Origin of the sequence: Paenibacillus sp. FSL H7-0326, from assembly GCF_001955535.1 — a bacterium.
GTDB classification, from domain to species: Bacteria; Bacillota; Bacilli; order Paenibacillales; family Paenibacillaceae; genus Paenibacillus; species Paenibacillus shunpengii.
The window spans coordinates 152833-166148 of sequence record NZ_MPVN01000003.1 but is presented as its reverse complement, the minus strand read 5'-3'; the positions used below and the strand labels follow the sequence as shown (position 1 = coordinate 166148).

Here is a 13316-nt window from a genome sequence, read left to right as displayed (position 1 = left end):
TGGAAGCGTTATCAGTAAAATTAACCACAATCTGCTAATACAAAGAAGAAGATAATCTAATATGAATTGTCTTGCTGAAGGGTGTCATAACATTGGCGAGTACAACCTTACAGTTCGCGGGCATCGATGCCTCTCTTACTGAAGGAGCCTTGTGTTCAGGCCCAACTGCACCTGTCAGCTCAATCCAGTCTTCCCCGCAAGAATACCTCAGCGTACCACCGGTCCACATATAATGCCCTTCCTCTGTTTCCGACAATTCTCCAGAAGTAAACTCGCCTTCATTCCCAAATACAAATGATATTTGAGTCATAATATCCTCCAGCCCGCCTCCTTCCAGTTGGAGCGTCCAGCCATTCTCACTGCGAATGGCATCGATCTGCACTCGGAATGTCTGCTCATGTGTCAGCAAACGACGATGGTGTGGGAGCAGATACCATGGACTTATGGGCGTTTTTGACGTAGCAGGCAGGAGCCCTTCAGCTACAGGGCCGTAGTAGCCTTTTCTTTGTTCACCAGACATTCGATAACCGCCTGCCAGCTTCGTGATTTCCTGCATCGGTGTGTAGCCCGGATTAAAGAAGGAGGCCAATTGAAGTCCTAGCAGCCTTACCGTCCCATGACGCAGTGAGAAGAAAGAAGGTGTCTCTGTCATCAGCGTAGCACTGGTCCTCTCCTCCCGGATCCGAACAACAGGTGCACCAAAATCCGTATGGAGCCGGCTGTGGAATATACGTCCGTGATGGCCTGCTCCTTCCATGCTGTCCAAGTAACTCCCTCGCAGGAACTCTCCGTTCAGCATTTTTTCATATCGGCTTGGTACGGATTCCATAAGATTGGAAGCTTGCTGCAATTCCGGCTCCAGCAGCATCCTTACGAGCACATTAACCGAACAAACTCCCGGATTCTTCAGCACAGCTCCGGCCATATTCGCCATTCCGGCAAACTGGGCATCCTCATCTAACTGAGCCATGATGGCGTAGGGCAAAAAGTAAGGCGATAAATCATGATAACGCCCAAAATCCTGGCGCCCAGAATAATCAGTAACAATTTCTCCTGTTGGATGCACAAGATACATCATCATTCGCAGATTGAGCCGAACCGGATCAAGCAGCTGCGGAAGATTCAGCAGCCGGGCCGCATGTATAAGCATGATGTCACTTACCGCACTGTATATCCCGTTGCTCCGCTCCGTCCATTCTCCATCAGGAGTCATATCCATACCTTCCGCCAGCCATTCCTGTGCCCGTAGAACCGCCTCCTTCATCCCAAATAGCTCATGCAGAAAGCCGAGTGCAGCACACAGCACCCAGCGATGGTTGGGAGTATGACCTCCCCCTGTCAGTAGAGCTGGAATCGTGCGTTCCAGAAAGAGGCGCATATTTCCTAGTACAGTGGACAGAGGCTTCCAATCCTGAAGTTCCAGTAATTGGTACAGCTGAGCATAGCCAACTACGACAAAAGCCGTATCCGGCGGAGAATGAAAGTTCGTCCAGCCTGGAGAGATCGTGCCATCCTTGTGCTGCCTGCGCAGTACAAATTCCGTTGCAAGCTCCAGCCTTGAGAGCAGCTCCTCATCCCGGTAATAAGCTGAATCTGGGTTAACCAATGCAGCACCCCAATAGCTCATGTCTGTTGGTGTCCCTGTTGTATGGTTAACCCATGCAATCCCCGTTTCAGGATCCACCGTCCCCCCATAGTAACGACTGCCTCGATCAAGCACCTGTCTGGACAAGCCTTCCTCTACTGCTATGTCGTTGAATGCTACCAGTTGTTTGTACAATTAGGACTACCTCCTTATCCGTTCAAATTCACAGCGAATGTGAATGGGAATTTTCTTCGTTCAGCTTAGAAACAAGCAGCTGATGACTCTCGTGAATCTGTTCCGGCTGGCAGGCAGCCTTCAGTTCGTACACCTTGATCTGAGCCTGCTTAATCATCGGCAGATAAGCATCATAGAAGGTCACGTCATGGCTATGAACATAGGGACACCAATGATCGGACAGCCCGATCGTTTCGTGGATATGGACTCCTACTATATCATCCATCAGTCCCTCCATCTCACTTACACTATCGTATAATCCGAGCCGATCCATCATGATGGCATGCCCAGTATCATACCAGATACCAACGGGAGCACCTTTTAATGCGTTGATAATCACTTTTGCCTCTGCAAGTGTAGGAATTTGCTGCGGCTTAGAGCGGGTTTCAATGCCAAATCGCACATTAAGCCCTTTGGACAGTGTACGACTGCACACTTCATCCAAGCTCTCTATGATGGTTTGGACATAACCTCTGCTATATTCCTCCCGCCGCTCCATCAGCTCAGCCCATTTTTGACGATACGCATCAGTGTGTTTTCCTTCGCTGTTATAAATGGCGTACAGCTCCTTGCTTATATCCGTTGGAAAAGGTACCTCGCCGGGATGTACGACGACGGCCTGAGCACCATACCGATGTGCATACTCCGCCGATCCGATAAGCAATTCAACAGCCCGCTCCCGTTTATCCTTGTCTTCGAAGCCAAGTAATACGGAATCTGTTCCATAATCAGGATCGGGAATATACGGAAACGTATTATGGACACTAGAAACTTTAATCTTTCCCTGTTCAACCATCGGTTCAATTGTAGTCAGCATTTCTCGAGTTACACTGTAATTCAACTCCACCCGGCGAAAGCCAAGCTCAGCTATTTCGGCGAGCATGCTTTTGCCGACAGAATGACGCTTAATATTCCAGCAAGTTGAAAAAGAATACTCTCCTTTGTCCTGCATCCTCTGAAATCTCCCTTCTGAAGCTGTCCCACTGTGCAAGTGCAAATGATTAGTTCATAAACAAGCCCTGCCAGTACTCAGTGAATGCCTAGCCTTTAACAGCTCCAAGCATAACCCCGCTTACAAAGTACTTTTGCAGCCATGGATATACGCATAGAATAGGTACAGTAGCAAAAACGACGGTAGCCGCCTTTAAGCTCTCCGGTGTGAGCGGTGTACGGTTCGCCCCCTCCATCTGAGTCAGCTCGCTTACCATGTTGTTCTGTACCATCTGGTGCAGCTTTAACTGAAGCGGGTACAAATCCGGGTTGGTAATATACATCAATGAATCCTGAAATCCATTCCATCGTCCGACGGCGTAAAAGAGAGCCAGCGTGGCCATTACCGGCATAGACAGCGGCAATATAATTTTCAGCAGGGTGTGAAGATGGGAGCTGCCATCAATCTCGGCTGACTCTTCCAAACTGGACGGGATATTGTTGAAGAAAGAAATGAGGATAATCAGGTTAAACGGACTAACCAGACCCGGTAAAATAAGTGACCATACTGAATTGATCATCCCCAGATCTCGAATCAGCAAGTATTCGGGAATGATTCCGCCGCTAAAGAACATCGTAATAATGATGACGTACATAAACAGCTTGCGCCCTTTTAAATTCTTTTTGGTCAGCGGATAAGCGGCAGCAATCGTAAACAGCATGCACAGCACCGTTGTAGCCACGGTTAAGATCACTGTAAACCCTAGCGATTGAATCATGGATTGGTCTGAGAACACTTGTTTATATGCGTCCCAGTTCAGCTCAATTGGAAATATCGTCACTTCACCGGAAGTAATCGCTCGGTTAGAGCTCAGTGAAACGGCGATCGTATGCAGGAATGGAGCCAAGCAGAATAACACAAACAAAGCGACAAACGTAATATTAATGATGTCAAAAATCCGGTTTGAAGCACGTTCACTCATTTCTACATCCCCTTTCTCCTTGTTACAGGATTCCGTCACCCGTTACTTTCTTCGATATATAGTTAGAGCCGAGAATGAACACGAGTCCTACCACAGCCTGGAACAAGCCGACTACGGTGGCCAGCGTATACTGCCCGGATTCTAGACCGATCCGATAAACAAAGGTACTAAGGACGTCAGAATATTCACGCACTGCCGTATTTCCGATAATATACGGACGATCAAACCCGATACTGACCATTTTTCCTAGGTTAAGAATCAGCAAAGTAACGATGGTCGGCTTAATACTAGGCAGCGTAATATGCCATATCTTTCTCAAACGTGTAGCCCCATCCACCTCTGCCGCTTCAAACAATTCCTTATTAACACCTGTCAGAGCCGCTAAATACAGAATCGTCCCCCATCCCGCGCTCTGCCAAACTCCTGTGAACAAATAAGTAATAAGCCAAGAGTTTTTCTCGGTTAGAAACGGAATGGGATCGAGTCCCATGCTTATAAGCACTCCATTGACCATCCCTGACTGATTGCCAAACAGCTGATAGACAATTCCACCGATGATAACCCATGAAATAAAGTGAGGGATGTAAAGAATGGTTTGAGATATTTTCTTGAACCATGCCGATCGAATTTCAAACAGCATAATAGCCAGAATGATCGGGGCCGGGAACGAGACAAGCAGATCAAGGAAATTCAGCATAAACGTGTTTTTTAGTGTTGTGTAGAAATCCCGCATGGCAAAAACTTCACGGAAAGCGTCAAAGCCGATCCATTCACTGCCGCTGATGCCTTGGAACAAGTTAAAATCCTTAAAAGCAATCTGCACCCCATACATCGGGCCGTAGCGGAAAATGAGAAAGTATAGGATAGGCAGCAAAAGAAGCGCGTACAACTGCCAATAACGTTTAAAATATGCCGCTTTGGTCAATTCGGTCTCCTCCTATCGAGAAAAAAAGCCGGGACGATTAGCGGCCAGCACCACTCGCCACGGTTTCTTTAACTTATAGTTGTTACTCCGCTGGAAGTGCCTGAAGAGCCTGCTCCAGTTCTTTTTTCAGTTCCGCTCCGCCAATGGACATATAATCATTCATTTCCTGTTCATACACTTTCTCGAACTCCTCGGGTTTGGCCATGGCGGTCTTGACGATCATGACGTTAAGCTTGTCTTTTAATGCTGTACCATACTTGGACTCTGCTTCAATAGGCTTATCGAAGATAATCGGGCCGACTGTATCTGTATTGGCGATGTCTATCGATTGCCTTAACAGCTCTTGGTTATGCTCAGGGAAGCCCATAATCCATGCTTTCTCATTTGTGGCTTGATCTCCAATGTTCTTGCCATTCGAAATGATCGCCATGTCCCCAGCGTTAAACAGTCGATCCGCGAATTCCTGAGTAACATCCGTCTTCACTACCGGTATACCATCTACCAGATCGTAGTTTTCACCTTCAACACCGCTGTAAATGTCAATCAGATTATTCTCTGAAGCCATCCAGTCCAAATATTTGATCGCTTCCACAGCACGTTTGCTGCTCTTCGGAATCATAATGTACATTCCGTTAGTCCCGTAGCGGGATTTGATGTACTTGTTATCTGCATGAGCATTTGTATACACATCGACCGGAAGCACCTTGCTGCCTTCAACATTTTTGTACAAATTATCAAGTGTTCCGTCCTTGTAGAATAAAACGTCAACGTCTTCCGACCAATAGCCGACATTTCCGTTCTGAATATCCTTACCGAGCTGTGACTTGTCTTCATCCAAGCTGAAGTCCTTGCTGATTAAGCCCTCGTTGTACAGCTTGTTTAAAAATTGCATGGCATCCTTGAACCCTTCATGAAGAGGCAGCTCATAACGCTGTCCGTAGGTCAAGTCGCCTTTCACCGGCTTAATAAAGGAGTAGATCAAGGTTTCAAACTGAGCAGGGGCAAGCGCCATGCCCATCGGTATATTTTGACTGCCTAAATTACCGGGATCCTGTTCTTTAAACGCTTTCAACGTTGTGTAGAGCTCGTCAGTTGTCGTTGGTACCGGCAGACCTAATTTATCGAGCCAGTCCTGACGAATGTAGGAGCTGTAGCGGCCGGTTATCGCCCGCTTACCCGGGATAGCGAACTGCTGTCCGTTAAGCTGTCCGAATTTCAGCGTATCTTCACCAAGAAATTTCTTAAGATTCGGTCCGTATTGATCAATCAGCTCACCAACATCCGTCAGTCCGCCTTGCTGTGCGTAGCGATAAAATACGCTGGAATCGTACACAAAGACAATATCCGGCACATCGGTGTTGCTTGCCATAAGAACGTTTAGCTTGGTTACTTCCTCTGAGCGCTGAATGGGAACATATTCGACATCAATATTATTCGGGTCTCCAAATCGCTCTTGCACAAGATTGCTTAGATAGTTATTCGTGATCGTATACGGTGCCGGGCTGTTTCCCCTGTCAAACACTTCTACCTTTAAGGTAACACGCTCTCCTTCAGCAGTACTGCTGCCTGACGTTCCTTCATTAGAGCTTGCGGAACATCCAGCAAGCAGGGACATGATTAGAGCTGCTGTCATGCTAAGTCCGATTGCCTTTTTCAAGACTCCTCGATGTGCCTTTAGTGTCATCTTTCCATCTCCTTCACCGTTTGATGTGTTCAAAGTATTTCACAGGAGCTGCGATTTTGACAATAAACTAGTTTCGGCTCACCTCTCTAGGCAAAATCGGACTTTTGGTTTATGGGCAAACTATTTTCGTTAGGAGCAGCCTTATTCTAAGACAAGCCCTTACCAGCTTATTTGTTAACCTTGAATTCCCGAACTCGACGACTGACCAGAGAATAAACCATTTTCACATACTGCCTATATTCGCAAAAAAAGGCTTCTCTCCCTATTCCTCCGCATACACCACGTCAACTCATGAAAAAATAACGGCTTAAACAAAATGCATCCAAGCTTTCCCCTCACTTTAAGCAGAGGCCTGCATGGATGCATTCTTTATTGAGATTCAATCATGTCCTATGAATTCGTGACAGCTGTTTTCTATGTTTCAGTAACCGACGAATGACGCCTTATTCTCCGAAAATCCCCTGGTGTAATCCCTTCCAATCGTTTAAACACTCTTCCAAACGATATCGCATTAGCATAACCGACCTGAAGAGCTATATCTTGAAGCGAAGCGTCTGTAGCCAGGAGAAGCTTCTCCGCTTCCTTCATCCGAAGCTCTGTAACGAAATCCACAAACTTCATATTAAACTCCGTTTTAAATAGGTAGCTGGCGTATTTGCCGGAAATCTGAAAACGGTCACTCAGATGCTTTAAGGATAGATCCGGATTCGTGAAATGCTCCTCTATGTAATCCTTCATCTCATTAACCATCGCTCGATAGCTTTTGGTTTCACTGACTGAGACATAGGTGCGAAACAGGTCGGTTAAATATTCGAAGAGAATAGACTTAATGGTATCTAACGTCTCCGCTTCTTCCAGCAGTTTCATGGTGTTCTCAATACTCTCTCCCGACAGCTCCTCTTCAAGCTGTTCTGACATGACAGCAACCTCTCTGCTGAGCATTTGCAGCATGGTCTTGATTAAGGATCGGATATGGTCATCCGGTAAGTAATGCTTCTCGAAGGTGGCGAATATGTTCTCTAATTGATCCCGCCAATTACTGCTGGACATGCGAAACTGCTTAACAAATTCAGCGATCATCTGTAAATAAGTATATGTCTCTAACAATTGATGAGGCGATTCATTAGAACCGGAGAGCGTAATATCTCCGTTTCTCAGCAGTTTGTGCTGCATAGCTGAATCGGCAGCGATATAGGAATCACGAATTTTGGCCATTCCATCCGCTGCCGGTCCAATGCCAAAGCTGAGTGAGATTCGCAAATTTTGCTCAACCCAGGAACGGCACTCCTCAGCAACATATCTGATCGTATCCGTTAGATCCTTATTCTCTTGAGCAGCATGAAAAATCGCAGCTGAACGGTCATGTCCAATCCATTCTGCCCAGCACTGCAAGTTTGCGCCTCTTGCATGTTCCTGGAACACATTAATAAGTGCAAATTTGAGTGCGTTCTGGTCCCCTCTCGAATATCTCTCCTCGAAGAATTTCTCATAGCGATTAATTTCACACACGACAACAGCAAAGCAAGACGAAGATTGAATAACAGTAAATGGAGACAGCTCTCTAAGCCGCACAGCCATATTGTTGTCTAAATGTTCACCGTGTAACAGGTCAGAAAACAGCTTGCTGCGCTGCAGCAGTATATTCTCCCTGCTTTTCTTGTCATAGTCAGACATATGATGAATCAAATTTTCGAGCACGCCGTCAATCAGCTTCATTTCATCATTCTTTGACTCAGATAAATCCATCGTACGGATTTGATGAGCTTCGATTCGGTTCATAATGACCTGAATCGGCTTGTAATTACGCCGGGTAATGTATACCAGATATACAATTGCACATAGCACCGTCCCAAGAGCAATAGCAACCCATAGATAGGATATGACGGATACCCAGCCGAATAAATTTCCGGCTTTAATTCCGCTATCGATATACCACCCGAGCCGATCCAAGGGAATGGAATTAAGCACTTTCCCGCTCTCTTCCTCTTCACCGCCGGAATGCGCACGGTAGACAACCTGACCTTCACGGTCTACGATATGAAGAAAAGAAAGCTGACCATTAACCATGCTATCAACAATTTGCTCAATACCGCTCATCTTAACATTGACGACGAGTACTCCATCCGATCCGAATGGTAAAGGCAGACCCTTGTTAATGCTGAGCACGCGTACGGGCATACGCTGAATAAGACCCGCATCGTACTCCCTTACCCTTTGCCAGCCAGAGGGCAGATCACCTGCAGTTATCGTTCGAAGCCAGGCTTCATCCGAGAAGCCGTTTACTTCCTCCAGTCCGGTTTTCGTTAAAACGTTTTCATTATTCTTGTCATATAAATATACCGACTGAACAAGCGGAGAGCTGGAAGTAAGCTCCCGCAGACTTTTGGCGATCGCATAAACGTCATCTGTATCAACCTCGCTCTTGGTAAAATACTGCTTGTAAGCCTCGGTACTCTCCACAGACTCCAGTACTGACAATTCGATCTCCTTCAGTGTCTGGTCAATACGATCCACCAGATAGCTGGAAGCGATACGATCAGCCTTTTTTGTTTCCATCCGCGAGATATCATTAACAAATACAAAGGAGACAAATATAAGAATCGTTACCGTCAGCAAAAATATCGGAAAATAGGAAAGCAGCAATCGATGATACCAATTACGGGACAATAGACAACAACTCCTCTATCCTCGTCTGCTGATGAAGCCGTTCATAACGCTTCCACTTTCGTAACAGGCCAAATTAATTGGCTTGACGTACCCGTTTCTAGTTTTTGTCATTATAGCATACAGCTGTCCTATTGAGCCATACAAGTACATGAAGTACATCAATGAGCTGTATCACTATATAACGTCAAATCTCTTGCTTTTTTTTGCCAATAACAAAATGTAAAGTGAATAAGCTAAAGGACCTCACCTTGCGCCAATTAGCGAAGCTGAAGTCCCTCCCTGTCTTTTTGCACTTGAACTTTCACATGAATTCGTTCATTTTTTCTCAAAGAGCCATTCATGCTCTGGATCGTTTCGAAATACCCAGGTTCGTACCGGCCCTGCCATCACATTGAGATAATATGAATCGTAGCCGGGCGGAGCCGATACCGGATGATATCCTTCCGGAACAAGCACGACCGAGCAGTCTGTAACTGCCAGGGTCTCGTCGAGACTCCGATCATCATTGTATACTCGCTGAACTACAAAACCATGCGGCGGATTTATTCTGTGATAGTAGGTCTCCTCCAGATAAGACTCGTCTGGAAGCTGATCCACATCATGCTTGTGAGGCGGATAGCTGGACCAATTGCCCCCGCCTGTATGCACCTCGACAACAAGCAGACTCTCTGCTTCCTTCTGCTCAGGCAGGATGTTCACCACCTGGCGCGACATGCTTCCTGAACCGCGCGCTTCTATTCCCATTTCAGAAGGAGTGATGAGTCTTGCTGAATATTTACCTGTAGCCGGAGCTAAGCAAACTGCCAGCTCCACCTTGGTTAGTGCGGTTACAGTATAGCTCTTCTGAGCCGGAACATATACAGCATGTGGCGGGATGCCTTCAAACACCGACATGCGGCTGCCTATTCCCGCAAACTTCTGTCCCCCTGCCTCCACGTCAGCCTTTCCGGTAAGTAGAACGAGGCAGGCTTCATTTCCATCCGTGAATCGGGACAGCTTGTCTCCAGCTTGCAGCTGATAAACCTCAAATCCTACATATTTCCAACCTGCCGTCTCTGGTGTAACGGCCACAATGCACCCGTCCTTATCTGGTTCATCGGCCTTTATGATTAATCGAGACATGGACTCCCTCCTCTATCGTGATTATAAATTCACTGAGCTGCCGCTATCTGAAGAATGAGCGATAAGTGCAGCCAGCTTAACTGGCAATCCAGTCCGCAGTGATTCCTTCGCCGCTTCCGCTATCCTCTCTGCATGTAAACCGTCAAACCCTGAGCAAACAACAGGTTCATTCCGTGCAATGGCTTCTGCAAAGGCTGCCACCTCATCCATATAGGCCTGGTTATAGCGCTCTAAGAAAAAGTGGAACGGTTTATCGCGCAGAACAGCTGAAGCGGTAAATAATTCTACCGTTGTGGGACGACAGTTGTCCGCAGAAGCCGCACCTTGGTCACCGAATATTTCCACTCGCTGATCGTACCCGTAAACTGCCTGACGGCTGTTATCGATTACACCGATGGCTCCACTGGCAAAGGTAAGCGTTATAATCGCTGTATCTATGTCCCCATGCCGAGCAAACATTGGATCAATCAAGCTTGCACCTTGCACGTAGACCTCTGTAACTTCCTCATTCATTAAATAACGCGCCATATCAAAATCGTGGATGCTCATATCCATAAACATTCCGCCAGACGTCCGGACATACGCTTCGCTGGGAGGCATGGGGTCACGCGAGGTTATTTTTAGGACATGCGGCTTTCCTACCTTGCCTTCCTCCACAATTTGCTTCAATTTACGGAAGCTGGGGTCCATCCGCCGGTTAAATCCGATTTGAAGCTTTACCCCTGATTCCTCAACGATTTGAAGAGCCTCGGCTGTTTCTTCCTTTGACATGCTGATCGGCTTTTCGCAAAAAATGTGCTTGCCTGCTCTGGCTGCTTTTTTGATCCATTCAATATGAGTTAATGTAGGTGTACAGATAAACACCGCTTCAATCCCCGGGTCATTGATCACGAATTCACCATCGCTTATCACCTGTGTAATTCCGCGAACTCGTGCCCATTCCATCAGTTCCTCGGTTACAGTCATCTCAGCGATCGTTTTCAATGAAAATGCAGGCAGCTTGAGCAAATTGTCTGCGTGCAGCCTACCGATCCGCCCAGCACCGATAATACCGACTCCGATTGAGTTTTCCATATTTCTCAGCCTCCTGCACAGGTAATAATATTGAACCTTCATGTCTGAAGCATCAGTATCAACAGAAATACAGCGCCTCTCCTATGAGAACAATCGCCAGCGCCTGTCCATAAGCCATTGGAGCAATAATAATGTTCTTATAATCCTCTTTCACAGTTCCGATTGGTGTTCCGCCGGAGACGCCTTGAACCACACCGTCTTCATCCACTCTCTCGATTACAGCACGAACCGTTTTGAGAGCTGCCTGCTTATAAGAGGCAGGCAGCAGCCCCTTGCGCACGCCAAGCAAAATACCTGCGGCTATTGCAGCTGATCCGGACGTTTCTGTATAGCTGTCTGTATCGTCCAGCAGCGTATGCCACAGCCCGCTTTCATCTTGAAGTGACAGCAGTGCCATGACTTGAGCTTGGAATGTCTGCTGCAGATACAGGAATACCCCTTCGTCAAGATGAGGACGCATCAGATCAAGATACTCCGGTAATCCAAGTGCAAACCAGCTGTTCCCCCTGCACCAGAAGGCTTCGCTGAAATTGTGCCTTTCACCAAAATGCCAGCCATGATAGAACAGCCCCGTATTTTTATCATACAAATATTTGATATGTACAAGCAGCTGATGAATGGAAGTACGGCGCCAATCTTCGGCATCATATCGGACACCCATCTTGGCCGTAAACAGAATTGCCATAAATAAGGTGTCGATCCAGATTTCATTTTCGTGGAGAGTGATTTCGCTTGAAGCTGCACCTGTTGTCACATGCTGATAACCGTCTTCTTCTGTACGAGGTAGTTCATTCATCAGCCAATCCATCCATTCATGGCTCAGCTTCTGAGCTTCCTGCAGGTCCATCAATGAGAGAAGTGGTGCTGTTGTGTTGATATTGCGGCTGGGCAAGCCTTTGTTCAGCTGCTTTTGCAGCCAAGGCACTGCGTAGGAGGCGTACCTGTCGTCACTAAAATAATGGCCAATTTTGCTTAATCCGTACAGTCCAACACCTTGAGGCCAATCCCACTCCTCCATACCGAAGTCACGGGCGAAATACCCCCGCCGTTCTGCATCTGCCCCCATTTGCTGAAGCTCCTGTTCATTACTTGGACGCTCCAAACTCATGAGTTTATGCGTAATTAAATTCAGCTTGCCGATCAGTTCGCTTTTATCCATCTCGTGACTCTCCTTATCCCTCTGCAGCGAATTACAACCCGCATCGCTCCTTAATGTAACGCCGTGCTTTGATAGCGTATTCAAGGGGGTTTGCAATCGCCGGATCCTGTTCCGCCTCAACGACAAACCAGCCTGAATATCCTGAAGCCGCCAGCGTCGAAAAGATAGGATCAAAGTTAATACAGCCGTCACCCGGCGTTGTAAAAGCTCCGGCTTTGACCGCCTGCAGGAAGCTGAGTCCCTCCCTCTTAACCTGCTCCACCTGTTCCTTACGAATATCTTTTAAATGTACATGCTCAATACGCGATAAATGGGCTTTCAATACTTTTGCAGGATCTTCCCCTGAAAAAGCAAGATGACCTGTATCGAACAACAGCGCTACTTCGTCTGGATCTGTCATCTCCATCAGACGTCCAATTTCTTCGGCTGTCTGAACACCGGTACCCATATGATGATGGTAGACGACCTTCATTCCAATATCCCCCGCCAGCCTGCCGAGCTTGCCAAGTCCTTCTGCCAGCAAGGTCCATTCAGCATCGGTAAACACAGGCTTATGGGTAAAGAGCGGTGTCGTCATCTCACCCTGAATGCTCCGGCCCTGCTCAGAGACGACAATGACCTTCGCTCCCATGGCATGCAGAAAGTCACGATGAGGTATGAACTTCTGGGCCGTATCCTCATAAGGTCTGTTGGTAAGATATGCGCTGAACCATGCGCTGGCGATCTCCAGGCCCCGCAGGTCAAGAGCCTGCCGCAGCTCAACTGGATCGCGCGGATATTTGTTGCCGACTTCACTGCCTTGGTAACCGGCGAGTGCCATCTCACTAATGCATTGCTCGAAGGTATTGGCTCCCCCAAGCTCAGGCATATCGTCATTTGTCCAGGCGATGGGAGCAATCGCCAGCTTCACTGCATGTTCTTTGAACATTCTCAGGTTCGCTCCTTTACCGGTA

The 13316-nt window shown here is 47.2% G+C and carries 10 protein-coding genes; all 10 read right to left on the bottom strand.

Annotated elements, in window-relative coordinates:
- Positions 1-34: 34 nt before the first annotated feature.
- The 10 genes from BK126_RS16680 to iolE all read right to left on the bottom strand — a co-directional run bounded on the left by BK126_RS16680 (position 35) and on the right by iolE (position 13291).
- Complete coding sequence (locus BK126_RS16680; RefSeq protein ID WP_076313691.1) at positions 35-1780, bottom strand: hypothetical protein; 1746 nt, start codon at positions 1778-1780, stop codon at positions 35-37.
- 28 nt (positions 1781-1808) lie between these two features.
- A complete protein-coding gene (locus tag BK126_RS16675; protein WP_076313690.1) occupies positions 1809-2771 on the bottom strand; it encodes a sugar phosphate isomerase/epimerase family protein in 963 nt (320 codons plus the stop codon).
- Positions 2772-2859: 88 nt separating this feature from the next.
- A complete protein-coding gene (locus tag BK126_RS16670) occupies positions 2860-3732 on the bottom strand; it encodes a carbohydrate ABC transporter permease (RefSeq protein WP_076313689.1) in 873 nt (290 codons plus the stop codon).
- A gap of 22 nt (positions 3733-3754) precedes the next feature.
- The gene (locus BK126_RS16665) at positions 3755-4657 is read right to left on the bottom strand and encodes an ABC transporter permease (protein ID WP_076313688.1); all 903 of its coding nucleotides are present in this window, start codon (positions 4655-4657) and stop codon (positions 3755-3757) included.
- Between the two features lie 82 nt (positions 4658-4739).
- Positions 4740-6341, bottom strand: a complete 1602-nt coding sequence (locus BK126_RS16660) for an extracellular solute-binding protein (protein WP_076313687.1) — start codon at positions 6339-6341, stop codon at positions 4740-4742.
- A 414-nt stretch (positions 6342-6755) separates the two neighbouring features.
- Positions 6756-9008, bottom strand: a complete 2253-nt coding sequence (locus tag BK126_RS16655) for a helix-turn-helix domain-containing protein (protein WP_076313686.1) — start codon at positions 9006-9008, stop codon at positions 6756-6758.
- A 315-nt stretch (positions 9009-9323) separates the two neighbouring features.
- Positions 9324-10130, bottom strand: coding sequence for a 5-deoxy-glucuronate isomerase (iolB, locus tag BK126_RS16650; protein ID WP_076313685.1), 807 nt, complete (start codon positions 10128-10130; stop codon positions 9324-9326).
- Between the two features lie 21 nt (positions 10131-10151).
- Positions 10152-11204, bottom strand: coding sequence for an inositol 2-dehydrogenase (gene iolG, locus BK126_RS16645; RefSeq protein ID WP_076313684.1), 1053 nt, complete (start codon positions 11202-11204; stop codon positions 10152-10154).
- A 58-nt stretch (positions 11205-11262) separates the two neighbouring features.
- Complete coding sequence (locus tag BK126_RS16640) at positions 11263-12363, bottom strand: glycoside hydrolase family 88/105 protein (protein ID WP_076313683.1); 1101 nt, start codon at positions 12361-12363, stop codon at positions 11263-11265.
- 31 nt (positions 12364-12394) lie between these two features.
- The gene (gene iolE, locus BK126_RS16635; RefSeq protein WP_076313682.1) at positions 12395-13291 is read right to left on the bottom strand and encodes a myo-inosose-2 dehydratase; all 897 of its coding nucleotides are present in this window, start codon (positions 13289-13291) and stop codon (positions 12395-12397) included.
- Between the last annotated feature and the right edge of the window lie 25 nt (positions 13292-13316).